25 protein-coding genes and 1 tRNA gene are annotated in these 25,166 nt (G+C 62.5%); 13 read left to right on the top strand and 13 right to left on the bottom strand.

Translation table 11 applies throughout. The features are described from left to right. Positions 1-3: 3 nt before the first annotated feature. Both phrB and ACMGGN_RS00615 read left to right on the top strand, forming a co-directional pair. A complete protein-coding gene (phrB, locus tag ACMGGN_RS00620; RefSeq protein ID WP_115273866.1) occupies positions 4-1,425 on the top strand; it encodes a deoxyribodipyrimidine photo-lyase in 1,422 nt (473 codons plus the stop codon). A 17-nt stretch (positions 1,426-1,442) separates the two neighbouring features. After that, on the top strand, positions 1,443-2,141 hold the full coding sequence (locus ACMGGN_RS00615; RefSeq protein ID WP_115273865.1) for an SDR family oxidoreductase: 699 nt from the start codon (positions 1,443-1,445) through the stop codon (positions 2,139-2,141). A gap of 60 nt (positions 2,142-2,201) precedes the next feature. On the opposite strand, the gene ACMGGN_RS00610 is transcribed toward ACMGGN_RS00615, so the two are convergent. The 6 genes from ACMGGN_RS00610 to hemA form a co-directional block, all read right to left on the bottom strand. Next, positions 2,202-2,720, bottom strand: a complete 519-nt coding sequence (locus ACMGGN_RS00610; RefSeq protein WP_012316258.1) for an acyloxyacyl hydrolase — start codon at positions 2,718-2,720, stop codon at positions 2,202-2,204. 105 nt (positions 2,721-2,825) lie between these two features. After that, entirely contained in the window at positions 2,826-3,623 is a 798-nt protein-coding gene (gene murI, locus ACMGGN_RS00605; protein ID WP_174141589.1) for a glutamate racemase, read from the bottom strand. Further along, positions 3,616-4,371: a molybdopterin-synthase adenylyltransferase MoeB gene (locus ACMGGN_RS00600; RefSeq protein ID WP_012316260.1), complete on the bottom strand. Its 756-nt coding sequence runs from the start codon at positions 4,369-4,371 to the stop codon at positions 3,616-3,618. Before ACMGGN_RS00600 ends, murI begins: the two co-directional genes overlap by 8 nt. Beyond that, on the bottom strand, positions 4,365-5,195 hold the full coding sequence (prmC, locus tag ACMGGN_RS00595; RefSeq protein ID WP_414156377.1) for a peptide chain release factor N(5)-glutamine methyltransferase: 831 nt from the start codon (positions 5,193-5,195) through the stop codon (positions 4,365-4,367). The genes ACMGGN_RS00600 and prmC overlap by 7 nt, the downstream gene beginning before the upstream one ends. Next, entirely contained in the window at positions 5,195-6,277 is a 1,083-nt protein-coding gene (gene prfA, locus ACMGGN_RS00590) for a peptide chain release factor 1 (RefSeq protein ID WP_115273862.1), read from the bottom strand. The genes prmC and prfA overlap by 1 nt, the downstream gene beginning before the upstream one ends. Next, positions 6,274-7,551, bottom strand: coding sequence for a glutamyl-tRNA reductase (gene hemA, locus ACMGGN_RS00585; RefSeq protein WP_012316263.1), 1,278 nt, complete (start codon positions 7,549-7,551; stop codon positions 6,274-6,276). Before hemA ends, prfA begins: the two co-directional genes overlap by 4 nt. Before the next feature lie 188 nt (positions 7,552-7,739). On the opposite strand from hemA, the gene ACMGGN_RS00580 reads away from it, so the two are divergent. The 9 genes from ACMGGN_RS00580 to ACMGGN_RS00540 all read left to right on the top strand — a co-directional run bounded on the left by ACMGGN_RS00580 (position 7,740) and on the right by ACMGGN_RS00540 (position 16,516). Further along, positions 7,740-9,452 (top strand): tetratricopeptide repeat protein, encoded by a 1,713-nt coding sequence (locus ACMGGN_RS00580; protein ID WP_414156376.1) that lies wholly within the window; start codon positions 7,740-7,742, stop codon positions 9,450-9,452. A 4-nt stretch (positions 9,453-9,456) separates the two neighbouring features. Then, positions 9,457-10,074 carry a lipoprotein insertase outer membrane protein LolB gene (lolB, locus tag ACMGGN_RS00575; protein ID WP_414156375.1) on the top strand — a complete coding sequence of 206 codons (618 nt, stop codon included), beginning with the start codon at positions 9,457-9,459 and terminating at the stop codon, positions 10,072-10,074. A 3-nt stretch (positions 10,075-10,077) separates the two neighbouring features. Then, entirely contained in the window at positions 10,078-10,938 is an 861-nt protein-coding gene (gene ispE / locus ACMGGN_RS00570) for a 4-(cytidine 5'-diphospho)-2-C-methyl-D-erythritol kinase (RefSeq protein WP_346640994.1), read from the top strand. A gap of 19 nt (positions 10,939-10,957) precedes the next feature. Beyond that, positions 10,958-11,032: transfer RNA gene (locus tag ACMGGN_RS00565), tRNA-Gln, on the top strand. Positions 11,033-11,080: 48 nt separating this feature from the next. Then, positions 11,081-12,022 (top strand): ribose-phosphate pyrophosphokinase, encoded by a 942-nt coding sequence (locus ACMGGN_RS00560; protein ID WP_003247410.1) that lies wholly within the window; start codon positions 11,081-11,083, stop codon positions 12,020-12,022. A 118-nt stretch (positions 12,023-12,140) separates the two neighbouring features. Then, on the top strand, positions 12,141-12,737 hold the full coding sequence (locus tag ACMGGN_RS00555) for a 50S ribosomal protein L25/general stress protein Ctc (RefSeq protein WP_012316267.1): 597 nt from the start codon (positions 12,141-12,143) through the stop codon (positions 12,735-12,737). Positions 12,738-12,813: 76 nt separating this feature from the next. Next, positions 12,814-13,398: an aminoacyl-tRNA hydrolase gene (gene pth / locus ACMGGN_RS00550; RefSeq protein WP_008099045.1), complete on the top strand. Its 585-nt coding sequence runs from the start codon at positions 12,814-12,816 to the stop codon at positions 13,396-13,398. 22 nt (positions 13,399-13,420) lie between these two features. Continuing rightward, complete coding sequence (gene ychF, locus ACMGGN_RS00545) at positions 13,421-14,521, top strand: redox-regulated ATPase YchF (protein ID WP_046784567.1); 1,101 nt, start codon at positions 13,421-13,423, stop codon at positions 14,519-14,521. A 273-nt stretch (positions 14,522-14,794) separates the two neighbouring features. Next, positions 14,795-16,516, top strand: a complete 1,722-nt coding sequence (locus ACMGGN_RS00540) for a SulP family inorganic anion transporter (RefSeq protein ID WP_414156374.1) — start codon at positions 14,795-14,797, stop codon at positions 16,514-16,516. 4 nt (positions 16,517-16,520) lie between these two features. Here the strand turns inward: ACMGGN_RS00540 and ACMGGN_RS00535 are convergent, their stop codons facing one another. From ACMGGN_RS00535 to ycaC, 7 genes are read right to left on the bottom strand one after another with little or no spacing between them, the layout of a single operon-like run. Further along, complete coding sequence (locus tag ACMGGN_RS00535) at positions 16,521-17,531, bottom strand: DUF2955 domain-containing protein (RefSeq protein WP_414156373.1); 1,011 nt, start codon at positions 17,529-17,531, stop codon at positions 16,521-16,523. After that, positions 17,521-18,606 (bottom strand): HlyD family secretion protein, encoded by a 1,086-nt coding sequence (locus ACMGGN_RS00530; protein WP_046784570.1) that lies wholly within the window; start codon positions 18,604-18,606, stop codon positions 17,521-17,523. Before ACMGGN_RS00530 ends, ACMGGN_RS00535 begins: the two co-directional genes overlap by 11 nt. Further along, on the bottom strand, positions 18,606-20,117 hold the full coding sequence (locus ACMGGN_RS00525; protein ID WP_414156372.1) for an efflux transporter outer membrane subunit: 1,512 nt from the start codon (positions 20,115-20,117) through the stop codon (positions 18,606-18,608). The genes ACMGGN_RS00530 and ACMGGN_RS00525 overlap by 1 nt, the downstream gene beginning before the upstream one ends. A 13-nt stretch (positions 20,118-20,130) precedes the next feature. After that, positions 20,131-21,228 carry an AI-2E family transporter gene (locus ACMGGN_RS00520; protein ID WP_115273855.1) on the bottom strand — a complete coding sequence of 366 codons (1,098 nt, stop codon included), beginning with the start codon at positions 21,226-21,228 and terminating at the stop codon, positions 20,131-20,133. 38 nt (positions 21,229-21,266) lie between these two features. Further along, positions 21,267-22,463, bottom strand: coding sequence for a monovalent cation:proton antiporter-2 (CPA2) family protein (locus ACMGGN_RS00515; RefSeq protein WP_414156371.1), 1,197 nt, complete (start codon positions 22,461-22,463; stop codon positions 21,267-21,269). Between the two features lie 36 nt (positions 22,464-22,499). Then, positions 22,500-23,318: a polyphosphate kinase 2 gene (gene ppk2, locus ACMGGN_RS00510; RefSeq protein ID WP_125923387.1), complete on the bottom strand. Its 819-nt coding sequence runs from the start codon at positions 23,316-23,318 to the stop codon at positions 22,500-22,502. Between the two features lie 51 nt (positions 23,319-23,369). Next, a complete protein-coding gene (ycaC, locus tag ACMGGN_RS00505; protein WP_046784574.1) occupies positions 23,370-23,990 on the bottom strand; it encodes an isochorismate family cysteine hydrolase YcaC in 621 nt (206 codons plus the stop codon). A gap of 201 nt (positions 23,991-24,191) precedes the next feature. Here ycaC and ACMGGN_RS00500 point away from each other — a divergent pair, with 201 nt between their 5' ends. Together ACMGGN_RS00500 and ACMGGN_RS00495 are read left to right on the top strand one after the other, a co-directional pair. After that, positions 24,192-24,587: a hypothetical protein gene (locus ACMGGN_RS00500; RefSeq protein ID WP_046784575.1), complete on the top strand. Its 396-nt coding sequence runs from the start codon at positions 24,192-24,194 to the stop codon at positions 24,585-24,587. Continuing rightward, positions 24,584-25,108, top strand: coding sequence for an RES family NAD+ phosphorylase (locus tag ACMGGN_RS00495; protein ID WP_115273853.1), 525 nt, complete (start codon positions 24,584-24,586; stop codon positions 25,106-25,108). The genes ACMGGN_RS00500 and ACMGGN_RS00495 overlap by 4 nt, the downstream gene beginning before the upstream one ends. Positions 25,109-25,166: the final 58 nt, after the last annotated feature.

Below are 25,166 nucleotides of genomic sequence, written 5' to 3'. Positions count from 1 at the left end.
CCCATGCAACTGATCTGGCTGCGCAGCGACCTGCGCGTCAACGACAACACCGCCCTGAGCGCCGCCTGTGAACGTGGCCCTACCGTGGCCTTGTGGCTTGCCAGCCCAGGCCAGTGGCAGGCGCATGACGACGCTGCCTGCAAGGTCGACTTCTGGCTGCGTAACCTGCGCGACCTGCGCCAGTCACTGGAGGGCCTCAATATTCCGTTGCTGGTCCGCAGGATCGACACCTGGGAGCAGGCGGCCCAAACGCTGCTCGACGTGTGCCGCCAGCACAACATCGAAGCGGTGCACTGGAACGATGAGTACGGCATCAACGAAAACAGCCGCGACCAGGCGACCCGCGCGTTACTGGAAGCCTCCGGCGTTCAGGCTCACAGCTACCTCGATCAGCTGTTGTTCCGCCCCGGCACCGTGCTGACACGCAGTGGTGATTACTTCCAGGTCTTCAGTCAGTTCAAGAAAGTCTGCCTGGAGCACCTGCACCGAAGCTTGCCGTCACAAGCACCTCGGGTAAAGCGCCAGGCCCCCGTGGGTATCGCCAGCGACCCCATTCCCCAGCACATCGATGGCTTCGACAAACCATCGCGCACCCTGAGCGAATACTGGCCTGCGGGCGAGGACGAGGCGCAAGCCCGACTGGCACGCTTCGTGGACGAAACCATCGAGGACTACCATCACCTGCGCGACCTGCCGGCAAAACCTGGCACCAGCCAACTGTCGGCCTACCTGGCGGCCGGAGTAGTCTCGCCCCGCCAGTGCCTGCACGCCGCACTGGCGAGCAACCGCGGCGAGTTCGACAGCGGTAGTACCGGCACCCAGACCTGGATCAACGAATTGCTCTGGCGCGAGTTCTACAAGCATATCCTGACCGGTTATCCACAGGTGTCACGCCACCGAGCATTCCGCACACACACCGAATCGCTGCCTTGGCGCGACGCCCCTGCCGACCTTGAGGCCTGGGAACAGGGACGCACCGGGTTCCCGATCATTGACGCGGCCATGCGCCAGTTGCTGCACACCGGATGGATGCACAATCGCCTGCGCATGATCGTCGCCATGTTCCTCAGCAAGAACCTGCTGATCGACTGGCGCCTGGGCGAACGGCACTTCATGCGCCACCTGATCGACGGTGATCTGGCCGCTAACAATGGCGGCTGGCAGTGGAGCGCCTCCACAGGCACAGACGCGGTGCCCTACTTCCGTATTTTCAACCCTGTTTCGCAGTCGCAACGCTTCGACCCACAGGGGCACTTCATTCGCCACTGGGTACCCGAGTTACGCGGGCTGGATGAAAAAAGTATCCATCTGCCTACGCAAAACAAGGATCTTTTCGCCGAAAATTCGTACCATCGTCCTATAGTTGACCTCAGTAGTAGCCGCCAGCGTGCGCTGGAGGCCTTCAAGGGGTTATCGCGCAGGTAGGGTGAGGGGTCCGCGTATTGAATCATCCGCGAATTTTCTGGGTTACGGGAGCAGGTAGTGGTCTGGGTTTGGCCTTGGTGGAGCAATTGCTCGGGCTAGGGCACCGGGTAGCGACAAGCGGGAAGGATTGCCAGGCGCTCGATACCTTGGCAGCACAGCACGGTAGCCGCCTGTTGCGCCTGCCATGGCAGTTGCATGACGAAGACCAGGCGGCCAGCGCCTGCCTTGAGCTTTGTCATGCCTGGGGCGCGCTGGACAGCCTGATCATCAATGCAGGGGCCACCGATTATCTGCCGGATGCGGTATCGGCCACAGACGTGTTCGAGACGATCGTAAGCAGTAACCAGCTGGCGGCCGAGCACTGCCTGGGCCAGGCTGTACCGTTGCTGTTGAAAGGCGAAAAGCCGCAGGTAATGGCAATCTTCAACCGTTATTCGGCCTTGCAGTTGTATGCGCCCACGCGCGTCACAGCAGGCTGGAACAACACACCGCAGTGGTTTCGCGAGGCGCGCCAGTCGCTGAAAAATCAGGGCATTGACCTGACGGTGGTGGCGCCACATTCGTTGAAGACACCGGTCACCTCAGCTATGGCATTTCCTGAAGACTGGACACCGCAGAGCGCCGCGCAGGAGCTGCTGCAACGCTTGCCACTGCGCGAGCCGGAGCTTGTGCTGGAGGTCACGAACCTGAGTAGCTTGTGGCCATTGTCACGCTAAGTGATGAGGAGGCATTGCCACCCGCTTCGCGGCCCCGCGAAGTGGGTGGCAATGGCAAACTCAGAGTGCCATGCGGTAATGCAGGCTGTAGCTCTCGACCCCATCGTTGGGCTGCTTGATGCCGGCGTTGGAATAGTGGATTGCCCGCACGCCAATCTCATGGCCACCTGCAAAGCGCAGCCCGAAACCGATTCGGTCTTCGAACTGGAACGACGAACCCAATTCGTTGCTTTCAAGCTCAGTGCTGGCAAATGCAGCCACGCCGATGCCCGCCTCGATGTAGGGCTTCACTGACTCACCAGCGAACTCATAGACGAATACCGGTGCGAAAGACAGGCTGTGGTTGCTCGCCGTCTCGTCGCCGTCCCAATAGGTGTAAGCCCCATCCCAATAACCGGTCAGCCGACCGACGCTCGTCTGCCACCAGCTGGCATCCCAGTTGGACTGAAGGCCCAGGCGGTAAACCTGGGTGGAGTCACCCGTCTGCCCTACCGATAACGAAACATCGGCAGCTTGCACTACCGCGATCTGTCCCAAAGTGACGGCGGCAGCCGCCGCCAAGCCAAGCAGTTTCCTCATGAGAAACATCCTTCTTTCCAATGCTGTTGTAAGTGTTCGCCTCATGGCAGGCAAAAAATAGAAATCAGGAGTGGGACGATAGTTCAGCTGTTTTTCACGTTTTTTTTACAACTGAAAACTTTGCACACTGCCCGACTTGTTCCACAGCACAGGGAGGATGTTTTCCAAAGATCGCGGATCGGCACTGGTCCAGAATGCAGCTTCGCGTGCCGGCCCCTCGGCCAGTAGTTCGCGCGCGGCCAGTAACCGTTGCAGTTGGCGCGCCACCGCCGCACCGGTATCGATGATAGCGACGTCGGCGGGCACCATCCCGGCCAGCAACGGGCGCAGGAACGGGTAATGGGTACACCCGAGAATCAGCGTATCGCAACCTGCCGCAAGCAAGGGCTGCAAGTAACCAAGCAACAGCTGGCGCAATTGCAGGCTGCCAAGGTCACCCGTCTCGATCAGCTCGACCAGCCCAGGGCAAGGCTGGGTGACCACGCGCACATCGTTGGCGAAGCGGTCGAGCAAGGCGGCGAACTTGGCGCTCTGCAAGGTGCCGGTAGTGGCCAGAACACCGACCACGCCGGAACGGGTGGCAGCAGCAGCAGGCTTCACCGCCGGCTCCATGCCTACCAGCGGCCAGTCCGGATAAAGCTCACGCAGGTCGGCAACTGCTGCCACGGTAGCGGTGTTACAGGCCAGCACCATCGCCTTGGCACCCTGCGCCTGGAAAAACTCGGCAATGCGCCGGCAGCGCTGGCGGATGTAGTCGGGGGTTTTCTCGCCATACGGCACATGCCCGCAATCGGCCACATAGAGCAGCGACTCGCTGGGCAGCAAGCGCTGGATCTCGGCCAGGACCGACAAACCGCCGACCCCGGAGTCCATCACGCCGACCGGTGCCGAGGGCTCAGCCATCGCGTTTGCCACATACCGCACAAGCCGGGTCACGCTTGACCCGCAGTTCACGCAGGCGCGTGCCCAGTGCGTCGATCAGCAGCAAGCGGCCCACCAGCGGCTCGCCAAAACAAGCCAGCAGTTTCATGGCTTCCAGCGCCTGCAGGCTGCCGACCAACCCAACCAGCGGGCCAATCACTCCGGCTTCGCTGCAGGTCAGCTCGTCTTCGCTGCCATGGCCATACAGGCAATGGTAGCAAGGGCTGTAATCGCGCCGAGGGTCGAACACCGACAGCTGCCCTTCGAGGCGGATGGCTGCACCACTGACCAGCGGCTTGCCGTGGGCGAAGCAAGCTGCGTTGACCGCCTCCCGGGTACCAAAGTTGTCGGAACAGTCCAGCACCAGGTCGACGGCCGCCACTGCAGCGGCCAGGGAGTCTTCATCCAGCGCCTGACGATGGGCGACCAAGGTAATTTCAGGATTGATGGCCTCAAGCCGTTGCAGCGCCGAGTCCACCTTGCTCATGCCAACGCTGCCACTGTCATGGATGACCTGGCGCTGCAGGTTGGTCAGGTCGACGGTATCGAAATCAGCCAGGTGCAGCTCACCTACACCGGCTGCTGCCAGGTAGAGCGCCACCGGTGAGCCCAGACCACCCAGCCCGATGATCAGCGCCTTGCTCTGCTTGAGGCGCAACTGGCCTTCGATGTCCACCTGTGCCAACAAAATCTGCCGGCTGTAACGCAACAATTCCTGATCGGTCAGCATGGCAAGCGCCCCAGGGAAATACGTTCATGACCGCCCAGGTCCTTGCGGCTGGCCACCTCGATGAAGCCTTGCCCGGTCAGCAGCGCGCGCACGGCAGGTGCCTGGTCGTAGCCGTGTTCGAGCAGCAGCCAGCCACCGGGCAGCAGATGCGCCGGCGCCTGGCCAACGATCAGCCGCAGGTCGTCCAGGCCATCGGCCCCGGCCACCAGTGCACTGCTGGGTTCGAAGCGCACATCACCGGCAGCCAGGTGCGGGTCTTCGGCAGCGATGTACGGCGGGTTGCTGAGGATCAGGTCGAAACGTTCAGCGTCCAAGGCACTGAACCAGTGGCTGGTGAGCACCTTGACGTTGCCCAGGCCCAAGCGCTGACGATTACGCTCAGCGAGCGCTACCGCTTCCTCGACCCGGTCCAGCGCCGTGACCTGCCAGGCCGGGCATTCGCTGGCCAAGGCCAGCGCTATCGCGCCGGTTCCGGTGCCCAGGTCGAGCACCTTGGCGGGCGTTGCAGGCTGCAACTCAAGCGCCGTCTCGACCAGAAGCTCGGTATCAGGGCGTGGGATCAACGTGTGGGGTGCCACTTCCAGGTCGAGTTTCCAGAAGCCCTGTTGGCCCAGAATGTAGGCAACCGGCTCACCGCCGCGGCGCCGATGCAGGTAGCCCGCGTAGGTCTGCGCATCCTCGCTGCTGACGATGCGTTCAGGCCATGTGTGCAGGTAGCTGCGCGACTTGCCGATGGCTGCCGCCAGCAGCAGTTCGGCGTCCAGGCGTGCGGTGGGCGAATCCGCAAGTTGCGCGTTGCGCAGCAGGCTGGCAATGATGGTCATCAGTCCCCCAATGCCGCCAGCTGATCAGCCTGGTATTCGGCCAGCAACGGTTCGATCACCGCGTCAACGCCCCCGGCAAGGATATCGTCGAGGGAATACAGGGTCAGGTTGATACGGTGATCGGTCACCCGCCCCTGTGGATAATTGTAGGTACGGATGCGCTCTGAGCGGTCGCCCGAACCTACCAGCAGTTTACGCTCGCTGGCGATGGCATTCTGCGCGGCGCTGGTCTGCATGTCATTGAGCTTGGCCGACAGCCAGGACATGGCTCGGGCCCGGTTCTTGTGCTGCGAGCGCTCCTCCTGGCACTCCACCACGATGCCGGTAGGCAAGTGCGTGATGCGGATGGCCGAGTCGGTCTTGTTGACGTGCTGGCCACCGGCGCCGGATGCGCGGTAGGTGTCCACGCGCAAATCAGCCGGGTTGATCTCGATTGCCACCTGTTCGTCCGGCTCGGGCAGTACCGCGACGGTGCACGCCGAGGTGTGGATTCGGCCCTGCGATTCGGTTTCAGGCACCCGCTGCACACGGTGCGCGCCAGACTCGAACTTGAGCTTGCCGTAAACGCTGTCGCCTTCGACGCGGGCGATGATCTCTTTATAGCCGCCGTGCTCGCCCTCGTTCTCGGAAAGAATCTCGAGGCGCCAGCCGCGCCGTTCGGCATAGCGCGAATACATGCGGAACAGATCGCCCGAGAAGATGGCCGCCTCGTCGCCACCGGTGCCGGCGCGAATTTCGAGGAACACGTTGCGCCCGTCATTGGGGTCTTTGGGCAACAGCATGCGTTGCAGCTGCGACTCCAGCACCACCAGCTGCTCCTTGGCTTCGCGCACTTCCTCCACGGCCATTTCGCGCATATCGGGGTCGGCGTCCTTGAGCAGCGCCTGGGCGCCTTCGAGGTCGTCCTGCACCTTGCGCCACTCTTTATAGGCGCCGATCACCGGCTCCACTTCAGCGTATTCGCGAGAATAGGCGCGAAAGCGCGCCTGGTCGGAAATGACTTCGGCATCACCGAGCAAGGCGGTGAGTTCCTCGAAGCGGTCCTGGAGCGTGTCCAGTTTGTTCAGCAGCGACGCTTTCATTGCAAGGATTTGTCCGTCGAGCCCTCGTTGAGGGCAAAGAGTTCCTGGGCCATGGCCAGCGCATCGAGGCGGCCCTCGGCCGAGAGCTTTTTCAGCTGCACGCTGGGCGCATGCAGGAGTTTGTTGGTCAGCCCCCGGGCCAGTTGCGCCAGTACGTCCTCGGGGTTGCCACCGTTGGCCAGCAGACGCTGGGCCTTTTGCAGTTCTTCGTCGCGCAGGCGCTCGCTTTGCTGGCGATAGGCGCGCAACACGTCGACCGCGGCCAGTTCGCGCAGGCGCACCATGAAGTCTTCGGCGCCCACCGAGACCAGCTCTTCGGCCGCCTGGGCTGCGCCCTGGCGGCTCTTGAGGTTTTCCGCGACCACTTCGTGCAGGTCATCGACGGTATACAAGTACACGTCGTCGAGCTCCCCTACCTCCGGCTCGATGTCGCGCGGCACGGCGATGTCGACCATGAAGATCGGCTTGTGCCGGCGCTGCTTCAGCGCGCTTTCCACCGCGCCCTTGCCCAGGATGGGCAACTGGCTGGCGGTGGAGCTGATGACGATGTCGCTGTGCGCCAGCTCTTGTGGGATATCGGCCAGCAGCACGGCGTGAGCACCGAACTGCTCGGCCAGCAGGCTGGCCCGCTCCAGTGTACGGTTGGCCACGACGATACGGCGCACGCCCTGCTCATGCAGGTGGCGGGCAACCAGAGTGATGGTTTCACCGGCGCCGATCAGCAGCGCCTGGCTGCGGCCCAGGTCGCTGAAGATCTGCCGCGCCAGGCTTACCGCAGCAAACGCCACCGACACCGGGTTCTCGCCGATCGCGGTGTCGGTACGCACCTGCTTGGCGGCGCTGAAGGTGGCCTGGAACAGGCGCCCAAGCAGCGGGCCGACGGTGCCAGCCTCGCGCGCCACGGCATAGGCCGACTTCATCTGGCCGAGGATCTGCGGTTCGCCAAGCACCAGTGAGTCGAGGCCCGAGGCCACGCGCATCATGTGCCTGACGGCATCATGCTCTTCATGGATATAGGCGCTGGCCCGCAGTTCATCCAGGCTCAGGCGGTGATAATCGGCCAGCCACTGCAGGACCGCCTCGGCGGACAGCTGATCCTGCTCTATATAGAGCTCGCTGCGGTTGCAGGTAGACAGGATCGCCGCTTCACGGCTGGCGGTCAGTCGGCAGAGCTGCTGCAGGGCGTCGACCAGCTGCTCTGGGGTAAACGCCACGCGCTCGCGTACGTCTACCGAGGCAGTCTTATGGTTGATACCAAGTGCAAGAAAGGCCATGCAAGGTCGCTGGTTGTGACGAGAAGCCGATAATTGTCCTCTTTCGCAGGTTTTAGAACAACCACCGTTCGCTATTGTCCCTATATACCAAGAGCATCACTGTAAACCGCGACCTTCGCGTGTGGGTTTGCCCCCGCGCTTGTGTCATCATGCTCCGACCGCCGGTAAGTCCTTCTAAGCCTCTTTATATGAACAGACCCTACGCACTGCTGCTTGCCTTCGCCCTGCTCCAGGGCTGCCAGAGCCTGGCCCCGCAAAAGGCCGAGCCTCCCGTTGCCGAAGCCGGCAAGGCCGAGCCCGTGGTGTATGGGTCGTTCAAGCAGGACACGCTCTACAGCCTGCTGGTGGCCGAGCTGGCCGGCCAGCGCAACCGGTTTGATATCGCCCTGGCCAACTACACCGACCAGGCCGAGAAAACCCAGGACCCGGGCGTGTCCGAGCGTGCCTACCGCATCGCCGAGTACCTCGGCGCCGACGAGCCGGCCCTGGATAGCGCTTTGATCTGGGCCCGCAACGACCCGCAGAACCTCGACGCCCAGCGCGCCGCGGCCATCCAGCTGGCCCGCGCAGGCCGCTATGACGACTCCATGACCTATATGGAGAAGGTGCTGCAGGGCCAGGGCGACACGCACTTCGACTTCCTCGCCCTGTCGGCCGCAGAGACCGACCAGAGCACCCGCGACGGTCTGATGCAGAGTTTCGACCGCCTGCTGGTCAAGTACCCCGACAACAGCCAGCTGGTGTTCGGCAAGGCCCTGCTGCTGAACCAGGACGGCAAGGCCGAAGAAGCCCTCGAACTGCTTGAATCACACCCGGCACAAAATGGCGAGATAGCCCCGACCCTGCTTCGTGCCCGCCTGCTCCAGGCCCTGGACCGCGGCCCGGAAGCCCTGCCGCTGCTGCGCGGGGCGATCCGCGACAACCCGGACGACAAGCGCCTGCGCCTGACCTATGCGCGCACCCTGGTCGAACAGGACCGCATCGCCGATGCCAAGGCCGAGTTCATCAGCCTGGTCCAGCAATACCCCGACGACGACGAGCTACGTTACTCGCTGGCGCTGGTATGCCTGGAGAACAAGGACTGGGACGAAGCCGAGAGCTACCTGCGTGAGCTGATCGAGCGCGACAGCAACGTCGACGCCGCCCACCTGAACCTGGGCCGCATCGCCGAAGAACGCCACGACCCGGCCGGCGCCCTGCGCGAATACGCACTGGTCGGCCCGGGCCCCGACTACCTGCCTGCACAATTGCGTCAGTCCGACATCCTCATCGCCAATGGTCGCGGCACCGAAGCGTCACGCCAGCTCGCCGAGGCGCGCGAGGCGCAGCCGGAACTCGCCATCCAGCTGTACCTGATCGAGTCTGAAAGCTACAGCAACAACAACAAGGACGCCCAGGCCAACCAGGTGCTGCAGCAGGCCATTCAGCGCTACCCGGACGACCTCAACCTGCTTTACACCCGCGCCATGCTGGCCGAAAAGCGTGACGACCTGCCGCAGATGGAAAAAGACCTGCGCGCTATCATCGCCCGCGAACCGGAAAACGCCATGGCGCTGAACGCCCTGGGCTATACCTTGGCTGACCGCACGACCCGTTACGCTGAAGCCAAGGCCCTGATCGAAAAGGCCTATCAGCTGACCCCGGACGACCCGGCAATCCTCGACAGCATGGGCTGGGTCGCCTATCGCCTGGGCAACCTCGAAGAGGCCGAGCGTTACCTGCGCCAGGCCCTGGAGCGCTTCCCCGACCATGAAGTGGCTGCTCACCTGGGCGAGGTTCTGTGGGCCAACGGCAAGCGCCGTGAAGCTCGCCAGGTCTGGACCAAGGCCTTCGAGGCCCAGCCCGACAGCCCTATCCTGCGCAAGACCGTCTTGCGCCTGACCGGATCCGAGACCCTTTAACGCCATGTTTTTGCGCCATTGCATCACCTTTACCCTGATCGCCCTGCTGGCCGGCTGTGCCGGCTTCGGTAGCCGGGAGGCCCTGCAGGGCCACGGCGACCCACAGAAGTGGCGCGCCCATAAAGAGCAACTGAGTAGCCTTGACGGCTGGCAGATCAACGGCAAGGTCGGCATCCGCGCCCCGCGCGACTCCGGCAGTGGCACGCTGTTCTGGTTGCAGCGCCAGGACTATTACGACATCCGTCTGGCCGGCCCGCTGGGCCGAGGCGCAGCACGCCTGACCGGCCGCCCCGGCGGCGTGGTACTGGAAGTGGCCAATCAGGGCCGCTACGAAGCCGCCAGCCCCGAAGCGTTGCTGGAAGAACAGCTGGGCTGGCAATTGCCGGTGTCGCACCTGGTCTGGTGGGTGCGTGGCCTGCCCGCCCCCGACAGCAAGAGCAAGCTGACCCTCGATGGCGACAGCCGCTTGGCCAGCCTGGACCAGGACGGCTGGCAGGTGCAGTACCTGAGCTACACCGAACAGAACGGTTACTGGCTGCCCGAGCGCCTGAAGCTGCACGGCAAGGACCTCGACGTGACCCTGGTGGTCAAGGACTGGCAGCCACGCCAGCTGGGGCGCTGACCGATGCACAGGCTCACCCTGCCCGCCCCGGCCAAGCTCAACCTGTGGCTGCACATCATCGGCCGCCGCCCGGACGGTTACCACGAACTGGAAACCGTCTTCCAGTTCCTCGATCACGGCGACGAGCTGACTTTCGCCCTGCGTGAAGACGGCGCGATCCGCCTGCACACCGAGATCGAAGCGGTGCCCCACGACAGCAACCTGATCGTGCGCGCCGCGCGCAAGCTGCAGGAACAGTCCGGCACCGGCCTTGGCGCCGATATATGGCTGACCAAGGTGCTGCCCATGGGCGGCGGCATCGGCGGCGGCAGTTCGGATGCAGCGACCACACTGCTGGCGCTGGCGCACTTGTGGCAACTGGATTGGGACGAGGATCGCCTGGCTGCCCTGGGCCTGACACTGGGTGCCGACGTGCCGGTGTTCGTGCGTGGCCATGCAGCATTCGCCCAAGGAGTGGGTGAGCAACTGACGCCGGTCGACCCGGCCGAACCCTGGTACGTCGTGCTGGTGCCGCAAGTGTCTGTCAGCACAGTAGAAATTTTTTCACATCCACAGTTGACACGTGATTCCCTCCCCCTTAAGATGCGCCCCGTTCCCGAGGGAAACAGTCGAAATGACTGCCAACCGGTGGTAGAGCAGAGTTACCCGGAAGTTCACAACGCGTTGAATTCACTGGGTAAATTCACTGAAGCTCGATTAACCGGCACTGGAAGTTGTGTGTTTGGGGCCTTCCCAAGCAAAGCCGAAGCTGATAAAGTTCTGGCCCTTCTTTCAGCGACCCAAACAGGGTTTGTGGCGAAAGGAAGCAATGTTTCGATGTTGCATCGTAAGCTGCAAAGTCTGGTCAAGAAGTCGAGTGCCTAGCGCTCGCAGCAACAGATACAGGGGCGTCGCCAAGCGGTAAGGCAGCAGGTTTTGATCCTGCCATGCGTTGGTTCGAATCCAGCCGCCCCTGCCATTTTCCTTATACTCATCCAGGTATACCCTCAGCCTCCAGGTACTGCGCGTGTCCAAGATGATGGTCTTTACGGGGAACGCTAACCCCGATCTGGCTCGGCGTGTCGTACGTCAGCTGCATATCCCTCTCGGTGACGTCTCTGTCGGTAAATTCTCCGACGGTGAGATCAGCACTGAGATCAATGAAAATGTCCGCGGTAAAGACGTCTTCATTATTCAGCCGACCTGTGCCCCGACCAACGATAACCTGATGGAACTGGTAGTGATGGCCGACGCCTTCCGCCGCTCCTCAGCATCCCGAATCACCGCCGTGATTCCTTACTTCGGATACGCCCGCCAGGACCGCCGTCCGCGTTCGGCACGTGTAGCCATCAGCGCCAAAGTCGTCGCTGACATGCTCACTGTCGTGGGTATCGACCGTGTTCTCACCGTCGACCTGCACGCTGACCAGATCCAGGGTTTCTTCGATATCCCGGTCGACAACATCTACGGTTCGCCCGTACTGGTCGACGATATCGAAGACCAGCGTTTCGAGAACCTGATGATCGTCTCCCCGGACATCGGTGGTGTCGTGCGCGCACGTGCCGTCGCCAAGTCCCTGGGTGTCGACCTGGGTATCATCGACAAACGCCGTGAAAAGGCCAACCACTCCGAAGTGATGCACATCATCGGCGACGTCGAAGGGCGCACTTGCATCCTGGTAGACGACATGGTCGATACCGCCGGCACCCTGTGCCATGCGGCCAAGGCACTGAAAGAACACGGCGCGGCCAAGGTTTATGCCTACTGCACGCACCCTGTCCTCTCGGGCCGTGCGATCGAGAACATCGAGAAGTCGGTACTGGACGAGCTGGTGGTGACCAACACCGTTCCGCTGTCCGCCGCTGCTCAAGCCTGTGACCGTATCCGCCAGCTGGATATCGCACCGGTAGTTGCTGAAGCGGTGCGCCGCATCAGCAATGAAGAATCGATCAGTGCGATGTTCCGCTAAGCGGAATACGTGTTGATATGAAGCGCCCCGCCCCAGCATGTGTTGGGGCGGGGCTTTTTTGCCATCCCCGTTGGCGCTGGTCGCAAACGCCCTCGGGGGGCTATTTTGGAGAAACAAAATGACTGATTTCACTCTGAACGCCCAAGTGCGTAGTGACCTGGGGAAAGGTGCGAGCCGCCGCCTGCGTCACTCGCTGAACATCCCGGCCGTTGTATACGGTGGCGATAAAGAAGCTCAATCCCTGACCATCGTGGCCAAGGAAATCGCCAAACTGTTCGAAAACGAAGCTGCCTTCAGCCACGTTATCGAGCTGAACGTCGACGGCGCCAAGCAGAACGTCGTAGTCAAGGCCATGCAGCGCCACCCGGCCAAAGGCTTCATCATGCACGCCGACTTCGTTCGCGTCGTTGCTGGCCAGAAGCTGACCGCTGTTGTTCCAGTGCACTTCATCAACGAAGAAGCCCCGGTCAAGAAAGGCGGCGAGATCTCGCACGTTGAATCGCAGATCGAAGTTTCCTGCGAAGCCAAAGACCTGCCTGAGTTCATCGAAGTCGACCTGGGCAACGCTGAAATCGGCACCATCATCCACCTGTCGGACCTGAAAGCTCCGAAAGGCGTAGAGTTCGTCGCTCTGGCCCACGGTGATGACAAAGCTGTTGCCAACGTTCACGCGCCACGCGTTGCTCCAGAAGCTGAAGAAGGCGCCGCTGAGTAATCCACTCGCGCGCCGGTGTTGATCGGGTTACAGTGCCGCGCACCGTAACCCACCAACTCCAAGGAAGAGCCCCTACGTGACCGCCATCCAGTTGATCGTCGGCCTGGGTAACCCCGGCCCCGAATACGAACAGACCCGGCATAACGCAGGGGCTCTTTTCGTTGAACGCATTGCCAGCGCCCAGCGCGTCTCCTTGACCGCTGACCGCAAGTATTTCGGCCTGACGGCTAAATTCAGCCATCAGGGCAACGACGTTCGTCTGCTCATCCCCACCACCTACATGAACCGTAGCGGCCAGTCCGTGGCGGCTTTGGCCAATTTCTTCCGCATCAAGCCGGAAGCGATCCTGGTGGCGCATGACGAACTCGACCTGCCTCCAGGCGTCGCCAAGCTCAAGCGCGGCGGTGGCCATGGTGGGCACAACGGCCTGCGCGACATCATCGCGCAGCTCGGCAACCAGAACGACTTCCACCGCCTGCGGCTTGGCATCGGCCACCCGGGTGACGCCAAACTGGTCTCCAACTTCGTCCTGGGCCGCGCGCCGCGCGCCGAGCAGGAGAAGCTCGACGCCAGCATCGATTTTGCCCTCGGCGTGCTGCCGGACGTGCTTGCCGGCGACTTCGCCAAGGCAATGCGCGAGCTGCACAGCCAGAAGGCCTGATTTCCTAGAGAGGGGAATACCCATGGGTTTCAATTGCGGCATCGTCGGCCTGCCCAACGTCGGCAAGTCCACCCTGTTCAACGCCCTGACCAAGTCTGGCATCGCGGCGGAGAACTTCCCTTTCTGCACCATCGAGCCGAACAGCGGCATCGTGCCGATGCCCGACGCGCGCCTGGCTGCGCTGGCGGAAATCGTCAAGCCTAATCGCATCTTGCCGACCACCATGGAGTTCGTCGACATCGCCGGCCTGGTGGCCGGTGCCTCCAAAGGTGAAGGCCTGGGCAACAAGTTCCTCGCCAACATCCGCGAGACCGACGCCATCGCCCACGTGGTGCGCTGCTTCGAAGACGAAAACGTGATCCACGTTTCCAACAGCGTCGATCCCAAGCGCGACATCGAGATCATCGACCTGGAGCTGATCTTCGCTGACCTGGACAGCTGCGAGAAGCAACTGCAGAAGGTCACCCGCAACGCCAAGGGCGGCGACAAGGAAGCCCTGGCGCAAAAGGCAATCCTGGAAAAGCTGATCCCGCACTTCACCGAAGGCAAGCCGGCACGCAGCCTGATGAAGAACATGGCCGACGACGAGAAAGCCGTCATCCGTGGCTTCCACCTGCTGACCAGCAAGCCGGTGATGTACATCGCCAACGTGGCTGAAGACGGCTTCGACAACAACCCGCACCTGGACGTGGTCAAGGCCATCGCCGAAGAAGAAGGCGCTGTCGTGGTGCCGGTGTGCAACAAGATCGAAGCCGAGATCGCCGAACTGGACGACGGTGAAGAGAAGGACATGTTCCTCGAGGCCCTGGGCCTGGAAGAGCCTGGCCTGAATCGCGTGATCCGCGCCGGTTACGAGCTGCTCAACCTGCAGACCTACTTCACTGCTGGCGTGCAGGAAGTGCGTGCCTGGACCGTCCGCATCGGCGCCACCGCGCCTCAGGCAGCGGGTGTGATCCACACCGACTTCGAAAAAGGCTTCATCCGCGCTGAAGTGGTGGCCTATGACGACTTCATCCAGTTCAAGGGTGAAGGCGGTGCCAAGGAAGCCGGTAAGTGGCGCCTGGAAGGCAAGGACTACATTGTCAAAGACGGCGATGTCATGCACTTCCGCTTCAACGTCTGAGTTGTAAGCACGGGCTTGATACAGGCCGAGTAAAAAACCCTTGAAGCCTCGCGGCTCAAGGGTTTTTTTTGGTGTTCACAGGGCTTTGCTGATACGCCTGGGCGAGTGTCTGGATTGCTGAGGCCTGCGCAGGACAATTCCCAAGCTATCTTGAATTGAAGCATTCGGTTTCAAGTTGGTAATTGGCTTACATCTGGGGGCTGCGCAGTGGCGCCCATTCGGGCCAGCCCACTAAAAGCACTTTCATGCGACCTCCGCCCAGGAGCCACCACCATGCATGAAACACCGCCCCGCCCCGGCTTCGACTGGCAACGCTGGCTCCCCGGGCTGGCCACGCTGATGCACTACCAGCTCGCCTGGCTGCCCAAGGACATCGCTGCCGGGCTGGTGCTCACCACCATGCTGGTGCCCGTGGGCATCGCCTACGCCGAAGCCTCCGGTGTACCCGGCATCTACGGCTTGTATGCGACCATCATTCCCTTGCTGGCCTACGCCTTGTTCGGCCCCAGCCGGATCCTGGTGCTGGGCCCGGATTCAGCGCTGGCCGCGCCGATCCTCGCCGTGGTGGTGCAATACGCCGCCAGCGACCCACAGCGAGCCATTGCCGTCGCCAGCCTGATGGCCCTGGTGGCCGGCGCCTTCTGCGTGATCGCCGGCCTGATGCGCCTGGGCTTCATCACCGAGTTGTTGTCCAAGCCTATCCGCTATGGCTACATGAACGGCATCGCGCTCACCGTGCTGATCAGCCAGTTGCCCAAGCTGTTCGGCCTATCGATCGACAGCCAGGGGCCCCTGCGCGACCTGTGGTACTTGGCGAAGACCTTGATCGCCGGCCAGGGGCACTGGCCCAGCTTTGCAGTCGGTGGCGCCAGCCTGGCGTTGATCCTGCTGCTCAAGCCCTACAAGCGCCTACCGGGCATCCTGATCGCCGTGGTGCTCGCCACCCTGGCGGTAAGCCTGTTAGGCCTCGACCAGATGGGTGTGAAAGTACTCGGTGAACTACCCCAGGGCTTGCCCAGCTTCGTCTTTCCCTGGGTGACCGACATCGACCTGGTCGAGGTACTGCTGGGCGGTATCGCCGTGGCGCTGGTGTCGTTCGCCGATACCAGCGTGCTGTCACGCACCTACGCGGCGCGCCTGAAAACACCGGTCAACCCGAACCAGGAAATGTTCGGCCTGGGCGTGGCCAACCTGGCCTCCGGGCTGTTCCAGGGCATCCCTATCAGCAGCAGCTCATCGCGCACTCCGGTGGCTGAGGCGGCCGGCTCAAAGACCCAGCTTACCGGCATCATCGGTGCGGTGGCTGTGACAATCCTGTTGTTGGTCGCGCCCAACCTCCTGCAACACCTGCCCAACAGCGCACTGGCCGCAGTGGTGATCGCGGCGGCACTGGGGCTGTTCGAGTTCGCCGACCTCAAGCGTATCTTTCGCATGCAGCAATGGGAGTTCTGGCTGTCGTTCACCTGCTTCGTGGGGGTTGCGGTGTTCGGCGCCATCCCCGGCATCTGCATTGCCGTGGCGATTTCGGTGATCGAGTTCCTGTGGGATGGCTGGCGACCGCATCATGCGGTGCTCGGGCGGGTGGACGGCACCCGCGGCTACCATGACGTGCAGCGTTATCCACAGGCTCGCAGGGTACCGGGGCTGGTACTGCTGCGCTGGGATGCGCCGCTGTTCTTCGCCAATGCCGAGCAGTTTCAGGCCACGGTGCTGGCGGCGGTGGATGAGTCGCCTACCCCCGTGCAGCGGTTGGTGATCGCAGCGGAACCGGTGACCAGCATCGATATCACTTCGGCGGACATGCTGGCCGAACTCGACCGGGCGCTGGAGGCCCGGGGAGTCGAGTTGCAGTTCGCCGAGATGAAGGACCCGGTGAAAGACAAGATGAAACGGTTCGAATTGTTCCAGCACATGGGAGAAACGGCGTTTCACCCCACTGTCGGTGCTGCGGTGGATGCTTATCTGCAGGACACCGGGGTGGACTGGAAGCCATGAGCCGCTAAACGGCGCTGAGCCGACGCCGGTCGAGCCATATCAGCAGGGCACTGGCATACAGCGACACGGCCAGAAACAACGCCATGCGCACCGCAAACGCCCGGTAGACGTCCTGGCCGGCTGCACTGTCCTGCACTGACTGCCCCAGCAGGATAAGCAGCGTGGTCAGGCAACTCACCCAGTACGCAGGGCTGTGCCGCGTACTTACCACGCGGTAGAGCCTGCGCCCCTGCCACAGCGTGAACAGCAGCACCCACAGGAAAAACATCCACACGTGCACGAACACGCTCAATGCCGCCCACATGAGCATCGCCAACACCCCCGCCAGCACCGTCGAGCCTATCAGCTCACGGCTGGCATGCCGGGCCCGGGTCTCGCCAGCCTGCTGCCCAAGGCTCACCGCCTTCATGATAAGCGGCATGAACGCGTCGGGCGCGATCAGCGCCAGCAGGAACGCCGGCATGACGATCAGCGTGGCACGCAAGGCTATCCAGCCGACATCGGCGCGATCGGGCAATGGCGGCGCAGGTTGCGCAGGCGCATCCGCAGGTTCTGGAACCAGCACATGGGCCAACGCCGTCCCCAGCACCGCCAGCAGCATGCCCTTGGCCATCGCCTCGACCACCATGAGCGCCAGGGTGAAATCGCTGGTACCGGCAGCGGCGATCATGGTCAGGCCAACCACCAACAGGTTGGCCAGCAGGCCGTTGCCACCCTTGAGCGCATAGCGCAACACCAGAAATACCCCCACACCGACCAGCAACACGCCACTCACCGGCGCATGGCGCAACAGGGGTATCAGCAAAAGGCCGCTGCCACAACTGAGCAACACCAGTATCGCCAACATCGGTGCGGCCTTGATCGGCAACGGCTCGCTGCGCATGGCCAACAACAGCACTGCGAACACCGGCGCAAGTATGGGCACCGGCAGGCCCATGCCAAAACTCGCCACCAGGCATAGCGCCACGCCCAAGGCCAGGCGCAGCGCGCGCAGGCGTCGCAGCTCAATAGGCATAGGACAGCCAGCTCATCAGCCACATGAACACACGCCCCAGAAGGTTCAAAGGGTTACCTTCGCCGGGCAGGGCCATGACTTCGGCCTGACCGCCCACACGCAGCCCGGACCTGTCTGCAAGTTGGTCTCGGTCGAGCTCGACGATCACCGGGAAGCGCTGCGCCGAGCGTAGCCATTCGCGGCTGTTCTGTACGGTCGGCAAGGCGCCCGGCGGCGTACCCTGCCCCACACTCACGCCATAGCCGATGCTGCGGATATGCCCTTGCAATACCTTACCGGGCATGGCGTCCAGCACCACCAGCACCGGTGTACCAGGGCGCAGACGACCGAGGTTGTTCTCGGTCATGTCGGCGCTTATCCACACGTCGTGGATGGCGATCAGGGTCATCATCGCACTGCCGGCGGGAACATAGTGGCCCACGTCAGTGCGCAGGTCAGTGATCAGCCCATTGGCATCGGCGCGCACCACGGTGCGGGCCAGGTCCAGGCGGGCCTTTTCGACATTGGCCGCCGCACTGCGCAGTTGCGCGTTGTCCGCCTCCACCCCGCCTTGCTGCTCCCGCGCCCGTTCGACTTCCGCACGGGCTGCCGCCACTTGGCTGATGGCCTGGTCGCGGGTCGCCTGCGCCCCTTCAAGGCGACGGACAGACACTGTACCTGGGTCTTCTTCGATCAGCCGTTTGAGCCGCTCGGCATCCTGGCGGGCCTTGCGCTCGTTGGCCTGGGCCGCCACCAAGGCGGCCTTGGCCGAGTCGATGCCGGCGGTATTGGCGCCGATCTGCCGGCGTACCGTATCCAGATCTGCCTGAGCGCGGGTCAAGGCAATGCGGTACTGCTCCTGATCCAGCTCGAACAGCACATCACCCTGGCGCACTTGCTGGTTGTTGCCCACCGCCACGCGCTTGACCTGCCCGGCAACTTCAGCGGCCACGGGCACCACATAGGCTTGCAGACGAGCCTGCTGGGTGTAAGGCGTGAACCGGTCGGCAAGCAGGTACCAGACCAGGCTCACGATGATCAGCACCAACACCCAGTGCATGGCGCGGTCAGGGGGCGTGTCCACGGCGTCACTCATCAGGGCTCACCTTGTTCAGGGTCGGCAGGGGCCGGCTCGTCCAGCAGGTCACCCCAATCGGTACGGTTTTCCATCTGCTGGCGGGTGGCCGGGTCAACGGGCTTGCGCTGGTTGTCCCAACCACCGCCCAGCGCTTTGTACAGCGTCACCAGGCTGCTCACTGCGTTGCCCCGGCTGACCAGGTAGCCGTCCTGCTGCTGCAACAGCAGTTGCTGGGCATCGAGCACGCGCTGGAAATCGGCAAAACCTTCCTGGTACTGGGCGCTGGCCAGGCTCAGCGAGCGCTGGGCGGCCTGCGAGGCCTCCTGGCGAATGCTGGCGCTCTGCAGCGAACGCACCAGGCCACTGGCGGCGTCATCGGCCTCACGCGCAGCTTCACGCACCCCTTGCTGGTACAGCTCGATCAACTGCTGCAGGCGCGCATCCTCGACACGCACGGCATTCTTGCGGCGGCCGTAGTCGAAGGGGCTCCATAGCAGGCTTGGCCCGGCAGCCAGGTCGAAGGTGTTGGGCAGTTGATTGGCCGATACGAAAGTCCAGCCGATGCTGCCCAGCAGGCTCAGCTGTGGATAAAGATCCGCGGTGGCCACCCCGACGAGTGCCGACTGCGCCGCCACGGCTTGCTCGGCGGCACGAATGTCGGGGCGCCGCTGCAGCAGGCTGGCGGGCACGTCCTGCAACACAGCCCGGTCCGGCAGTGGTAACTGGCCGTACCGCGCAGCCAGCTGCGGCAACGGCCCGGGCGGCCTGCCCAGCAATGCGCAGAGCACATTGCGCAAGGCATTGAGCTGGTTTTCGAACTCGGGAATCGTGGCCTGAGTTGCCAGATACTGGGTACGCGCCTGCTGCCAGTCGAGCTCGTCGTTCTCGCCGTGGCGGAACAGCCGCTCGGTAATTTGCAGGCTACGCGCCTGGCGCCTGGCGTTCTCCGTTGCGATCTGCAGCCGCGCCTCGGCGGTGCGCAGGGCAAAGTAGGTGTCGGCCACCTGCGCACGCATCAGCAGCATGGCGTCGGCGTAATTGGCCTGGGACGCGAAATAAGCGGCATCGGCGCTTTCGATGGCGCGGCTGAAACGCCCCCAGAAATCGATCTCCCACCCGATATCGAAACCCACGCTGGACTGCCAGAACACCGAATCGCGGGCGCTGTCGGTGCCGGACTGGTCCTGTTTGAGGTACAGGCTCTGCCCACGCAGTTGCTGCAACTGTGGATAACGCCCGGTCTGGACGATGGCCAACTGCGCCCTGGCCTCGGCGACGCGCAGGCCGGCCAGGCGCAGGCTGGTGTTATTGGCGTCGGCCTCGGCGATCAGTGCGTCCAAGGCCGGGTCGGCAAACACTGCCCACCACTGGCGCAGCTCCGGCTGCTCAGCCCTGCGCTGGGCCTGCTCGAGCAATGGCGTGCTCCAGCTGTCCAGCCATGGGTGCCGGGGCGTCTCATAGTCCGGGCCGACCTGGGTGCAACCGGTCAGCACCATCAGCAGGCTCAACCCACAGCAGCGCCTGGGCATGGCAGGCCTTGGCTCAGGCTGCCGGCGGCGCGGGTTGCTCCGGCACCTGCAAGGCCACCCATTGCCAGAACAGCACGTAGGTCACAGCGAGGATCACCGGGCCGAGGAACAGCCCGATGATGCCCTTGACCACCATGCCGCCCAGCGCACCGATCAACACCACCGGCATCGGCACATCCACCCCGCGGCCCAGCAACAAAGGTTTGAGCACGTTGTCGGCAAGCCCGGCGACGAAGGTGTAGACAGCGAACACGATAGTGACCACGGTGAAGCCCTCGACGTTGAGTACGTAGATGATCACCGGCAACGTGATCAACGTCGCCGGGGCCTGAGCGATGCCCAGCATGAGGATGAGAATGGCCAGCATGCCGGCACCTGGGACGCCTTTGATCACGAAGCCCACACCGATCAGCAGCATCTGGATGAAGGCGATGCCGATCACCCCTTGCGCCACTGCACGAATGGTCGCGGTGCACAACGTGGCAAGCGGCTTGCCCCGCTCTTGGCCAGAAATCCGCATAGCGATGCGCTGTGCTGCGATTTCGCCACGATCACCAAAAGCCATGATCACGCCGGAAATGATGATCGCGCCGACGAACAGCAGGAAGGCCCCGCCGGCACTGGCCGCCGCACCCAATGCCGTACGCCCGGCGCTCTTGAGCTGGGGCATCCATTGCGCAATCACATCGGCCAGGTTCTCGGAGGCTGACAGCCACAGCGCATGGACTTTCGGCCCGATCAGTGGCCAGTTGGCCACAGAGTCGGGCGGCACCGGCACGCTCCAGCTGTCGCTCCTGATCAGCGACACCAGGTGGTCCACCGATTCACCGATGGACATCACCACCAGGTAGATCGGTACCAGCAACACCACCAGCACCAGCAGCACCACCAGTGTCGCCGCATAGCCGTCCTTGAAACCTGAACCACGTTTGATGCGCTGGTACAGCGGATACAGGGTCACCGCCAGGATTACCGACCACAGCATCAGCTCCAGAAATGGCTGGAAAACCTGAAAGGCAAATAGCACCAGGGCTGCCACCAGGCCTGCCTTGATGAGCACATCGAGCAGACCCCGTGACCGGGCGCTGTCCAGTTTGATACTCGGCTGCATGACTCATCTCCTCGTGCTCAATGCGCCAGGGGCGCGATTCAGTGGTCCGTTCTGGGTGCAGGGTGCGAGATATCGCGCTCAGGCAGCTGCCGCGCCAGGGCCATCATCACCAGCGGCACTACCGCCATCGACAGGGTGATCGCGAGCACCAGCAGGTCGTGCACCTGTCGAGTCAGTACGTGATGTTCGTGCGCCATTTTGAATACGACGAACGCAAACTCGCCGCCCGATGCCAGTACCACCCCCAGGCACAGCGCCTGCGGGTGAGTGAGTCCACCCGCCAGCCGGCCCAACCCCCAGAGCAGCGGCAACTTGATGCCCACCAACAACAACGTCAGCCCCAGCACGGCCAGAGGCATGCCGAACAGCAGGCGCAAATCGGCGCTCATTCCCACCCCGACGAAAAACAACCCCAGCAACAGGCCCTTGAGCGGCTCGATCTGGGTTTCCAGTTCGTGGCGAAACGGTGACTCGGCCATCAGCACACCAGCAAGAAAGGCGCCCAGGGCCATGGATATGCCCACGTGCTCCATCACCCAAGCCGTGCCCAGCACCACCAGCAAGGCGGTGGCGGTCGACAGCTCCGGCAGGCCCGACCCGACTGTCCATTTGAACACCGGCGTCATCAGGTAGCGGCCGCTGACGATCACCAGGCCAATGCCAAGTGACACCGCCAGTAGCGGCCAGGCGCGCTCATCGGCAGTGCTGACATCACCGCCAAGCAACGGCACCACGGCAATCAGCGGTATGGCGGCGATGTCCTGAAACAGCAGGATGGCCACGGCCAAGCGGCCGTGCGGTTTGCCCAGGTCCTTGCGTTCGGCCAGGACCTGCAGGCCGAACGCGGTGGACGACAGGGCAAGGCCCAGCCCCAGAACGATCGACGCCGGTTTCGATTGGCCGAACACTGCATACGCCAGCAAGCCAAGCACCAGGGCAGTCAGCCCGACCTGCAGCGCCCCGACACCGAACAGCGCCCGACGCATGGTCCACAAGCGCTGTGGTGATAGCTCCAGGCCAATCACGAACAGCAACATGACCACACCGATCTCTGAGATCCGTGCCACGTTGCCTGGGTTATCAAGCAGCCCCAATACCGAAGGGCCAATCAGGATGCCGGCCAAAAGATAGCCAGGCACCGCCCCCATCTTCAGACGCTGCGCCAGTGGCACCAGAAGCACCACGGCCAGCAGGAAGACCACTGTAGCCTGCAGCAAGCTGCCGTCATGTGGCATAGGTTCGTACCCTTGCGACCATGCGCAGTGAGGGAATCAGAAACGCTCTTCGACCACTTTGAAGGGATAGGCTACAGCTTTGTACTTGCCGATCTTGCCGCGTTTGGGCAGCTTCACCACCTTGTCGCCAGTGACGTCCTTGTAGGGAATGCGCGAAAGCAGATGGCTGATGATGTTCAGGCGAGCACGGCGTTTGTCGTCGGAATGGGCCAGGAACCACGGCGCCCACGATGAATCGGAAGCCGCGAACATTTCATCGCGGGCGAGTGTGTATTCGTCCCAGCGGGTGTAGGACTTAAGGTCCATGGGAGAGAGTTTCCATACCTTGCGGCCGTCATTGATGCGGTCCTGCAGGCGGCGGGTCTGCTCCTGGGCGCTGACTTCGAGCCAGTACTTGATGAGGATGATCCCCGACTCGACCATCAGCTTCTCCAGCAAGGGCACCACCGCGAGGAACTTGCCGGCCTGCTCGTCGGTGCAAAAACCCATTACCCGCTCAACGCCTGCGCGGTTGTACCAGCTGCGATCGAAGATCACTACCTCCCCCGCTGCCGGCAGGTGGTTGAGGTAGCGCTGGGCATACATCTGGGACTTTTCCCGTTCAGTCGGCGCCGGTAGCGCCACCACGCGGAACACCCGTGGGCTGACCCGCTCGGTGATGGCCTTGATGGTGCCGCCCTTGCCGGCACCATCACGGCCCTCGAACACGATGCACACCTTCAGGCCCTTGGCCACGACCCATTCCTGCAGCTTCACCAATTCCACATGCAGGTCTTTCAGCTGTTTGTCATAGGCCTTGCCGCCCAGCTTCTCGGCGGGCGCCTGCAAGTCTTTCTTCCTGGACGGCTTGGCCATGACACGCTCCTTGGGGCGAATGAACAGTGAGTATGGTCGATCCCTGCCGTTTTACTTGGCCAACTTGCTGTAACTGGTCATCAGGTTGCGGTAATCGGGAATATGGTTGGAGAACAACGTGCCCAGGCCTTCAACATCATTGCGCCAATCACGGTGCAGCTCGCAGGCCACGCCGAACCAGGTCATCAGTTGCGCCCCGGCTGCCTCCATCCGCCGCCAAGCCGAATCACGGGTCAGCTCATTGAAGGTGCCGGAGGCATCGGTGACCACGAACACCTCGAAGCCCTCCTCCAGCGCCGACAACGCCGGGAAGGCCACACAGACTTCCGTGACCACCCCGGCGATCAGCAACTGCTTCTTGCCGGTGGCCTTCACCGCCTTGACGAAATCTTCGTTGTCCCAGGCGTTGATGTTGCCCGGCCGGGCGATGTAGGGGGCGTCGGGGAATTGCTCCTTGAGTTCGGGCACCAGCGGCCCGTTGGGGCCCGTTTCGAAACTGGTGGTGAGGATGGTGGGCAGCTTGAAGTACTCGGCCAGGTCGGCAAGCGCCAACACGTTGTTCTTGAAACGGTCAGGGTCGATATCCCGGACCAGCGACAACAGGCCGGTCTGGTGATCGACCAGCAGAACCGCGGCGTTGTTCTTGTCCAGACGCTTGTATTGGAAGGCCATGTCCGATCTCCTTGCTAACGTTGGGGTGGGAGTTTCAGCGTAGGCAAGGATGGGGGGTGAGTAAGACCGCCAGTCGGATCCAAGGCGGCGGTGCAGAACCGATGACAGCGCGGTCCCAGCCTGCGTGCAAAGATCTTGATTTATGCTCAAATTGTGCAAATATTGTGCTTGTGAGAAGCGAAACCCCTCAGGAGGTCAATCATGGCCAGCAATGCAGTATTGGAACTTCAACCCACAAGTTTCGAGGGGCTGATGGAAGCGCTTCGGGAAGTCAATCGGGTCATGTTCTCCCCTGAGCGGTTCCTGAAGGTGTTCTCGATGGACCAGCAGACATTCGCAACCCGCGCCCATGTCCATCGCAACACCGTGCGCAACGCCCCCGAGTCGGAGAAGATCCAGGCGTACATACGTGATGCCGTGCGGGTCTTGCGTGCTGTAACTGACATGGGCACGGACATGACCAAGGCCATTTTCTGGTTCAAGAACGAACCGCTGTCGACATTCGACTACAGAACGCCAGAAGAGGTTGTCAGCGACGGCCGAACTGAACAGTTGATCGCCTTCCTGCAGTCGTGGGAAGCCGGTTCTCAAGGATGAAAATCATCGCGTTGAAGAACCTGCCCTGCTACCGGCTGCACACACCGAAATGGGCAATAACACCCACATCCGGCACCGGCGCGGCTACCCAAGGTGGCCGCGCCAATCGCAAAGGGCTTGAGGCGCTTTACCTATCCCTGGAGCCGGCCACTGCCGTGGCCGAGTTCCAGCAGGGTAGTCCGTTTTTACCGCCGGGATTGCTGGTGAGTTACTCCCTGACATTGGACCGAGTGATCGACTTTACCGGCGGCTACCAAGCAGACTGGCCACCCATCTGGAAAGACTTCTTCTGTGACTGGCGCAAGATTCGCTTCAACGAGGGTGTCGAACCGCCCAGTTGGCTCATAGGGGATCTTGTTCTGGAAGCTGATTGCGCGGGCATCATTTTTGAATCCGTTGCGCATGCTGGCGGCAAGAATCTGGTGCTCTACACCGATCAACTCCCCGCGCATGGTTCTATCATCGTTAATGACCCCAGAGGCGACTTGCCTCGCGACCAATCTTCCTGGAGTGATTCCTGAGTCAGGCTAAGCGCCTGGTTCATCGCACTTCACTTCACAAATTCCTGAACTAATTATT

The organism is Pseudomonas sp. BNK-30, from assembly GCF_047456185.1.
GTDB classification, from domain to species: domain Bacteria; phylum Pseudomonadota; class Gammaproteobacteria; order Pseudomonadales; family Pseudomonadaceae; genus Aquipseudomonas; species Aquipseudomonas putida_E.
This window is presented reverse-complemented; position numbering and strand designations above follow the sequence as displayed.

What these genes read in the sequence shown, in the direction of transcription:
- ACMGGN_RS00580 (WP_414156376.1), top strand. Translation starts at nt 7,740, where the DNA reads ATGAACAGACCCTACGCACTGCTGCTTGCCTTCGCCCTGCTCCAGGGC.
- phrB (WP_115273866.1), top strand. Translation starts at nt 4, where the DNA reads ATGCAACTGATCTGGCTGCGCAGCGACCTGCGCGTCAACGACAACACC.
- ACMGGN_RS00520 (WP_115273855.1), bottom strand. Translation starts at nt 21,228, where the DNA reads ATGCAGCCGAGTATCAAACTGGACAGCGCCCGGTCACGGGGTCTGCTC.
- ACMGGN_RS00495 (WP_115273853.1), top strand. Translation starts at nt 24,584, where the DNA reads ATGAAAATCATCGCGTTGAAGAACCTGCCCTGCTACCGGCTGCACACA.
- murI (WP_174141589.1), bottom strand. Translation starts at nt 3,623, where the DNA reads ATGGCTGAGCCCTCGGCACCGGTCGGCGTGATGGACTCCGGGGTCGGC.
- ACMGGN_RS00535 (WP_414156373.1), bottom strand. Translation starts at nt 17,531, where the DNA reads ATGCCTATTGAGCTGCGACGCCTGCGCGCGCTGCGCCTGGCCTTGGGC.
- ispE (WP_346640994.1), top strand. Translation starts at nt 10,078, where the DNA reads ATGCACAGGCTCACCCTGCCCGCCCCGGCCAAGCTCAACCTGTGGCTG.
- ACMGGN_RS00500 (WP_046784575.1), top strand. Translation starts at nt 24,192, where the DNA reads ATGGCCAGCAATGCAGTATTGGAACTTCAACCCACAAGTTTCGAGGGG.
- ycaC (WP_046784574.1), bottom strand. Translation starts at nt 23,990, where the DNA reads ATGGCCTTCCAATACAAGCGTCTGGACAAGAACAACGCCGCGGTTCTG.
- ychF (WP_046784567.1), top strand. Translation starts at nt 13,421, where the DNA reads ATGGGTTTCAATTGCGGCATCGTCGGCCTGCCCAACGTCGGCAAGTCC.
- ACMGGN_RS00515 (WP_414156371.1), bottom strand. Translation starts at nt 22,463, where the DNA reads ATGCCACATGACGGCAGCTTGCTGCAGGCTACAGTGGTCTTCCTGCTG.
- ppk2 (WP_125923387.1), bottom strand. Translation starts at nt 23,318, where the DNA reads ATGGCCAAGCCGTCCAGGAAGAAAGACTTGCAGGCGCCCGCCGAGAAG.
- ACMGGN_RS00540 (WP_414156374.1), top strand. Translation starts at nt 14,795, where the DNA reads ATGCATGAAACACCGCCCCGCCCCGGCTTCGACTGGCAACGCTGGCTC.
- ACMGGN_RS00530 (WP_046784570.1), bottom strand. Translation starts at nt 18,606, where the DNA reads ATGAGTGACGCCGTGGACACGCCCCCTGACCGCGCCATGCACTGGGTG.
- ACMGGN_RS00525 (WP_414156372.1), bottom strand. Translation starts at nt 20,117, where the DNA reads ATGCCCAGGCGCTGCTGTGGGTTGAGCCTGCTGATGGTGCTGACCGGT.
- hemA (WP_012316263.1), bottom strand. Translation starts at nt 7,551, where the DNA reads ATGGCCTTTCTTGCACTTGGTATCAACCATAAGACTGCCTCGGTAGAC.
- ACMGGN_RS00610 (WP_012316258.1), bottom strand. Translation starts at nt 2,720, where the DNA reads ATGAGGAAACTGCTTGGCTTGGCGGCGGCTGCCGCCGTCACTTTGGGA.
- ACMGGN_RS00600 (WP_012316260.1), bottom strand. Translation starts at nt 4,371, where the DNA reads ATGCTGACCGATCAGGAATTGTTGCGTTACAGCCGGCAGATTTTGTTG.
- ACMGGN_RS00555 (WP_012316267.1), top strand. Translation starts at nt 12,141, where the DNA reads ATGACTGATTTCACTCTGAACGCCCAAGTGCGTAGTGACCTGGGGAAA.
- prmC (WP_414156377.1), bottom strand. Translation starts at nt 5,195, where the DNA reads ATGACCATCATTGCCAGCCTGCTGCGCAACGCGCAACTTGCGGATTCG.
- lolB (WP_414156375.1), top strand. Translation starts at nt 9,457, where the DNA reads ATGTTTTTGCGCCATTGCATCACCTTTACCCTGATCGCCCTGCTGGCC.
- prfA (WP_115273862.1), bottom strand. Translation starts at nt 6,277, where the DNA reads ATGAAAGCGTCGCTGCTGAACAAACTGGACACGCTCCAGGACCGCTTC.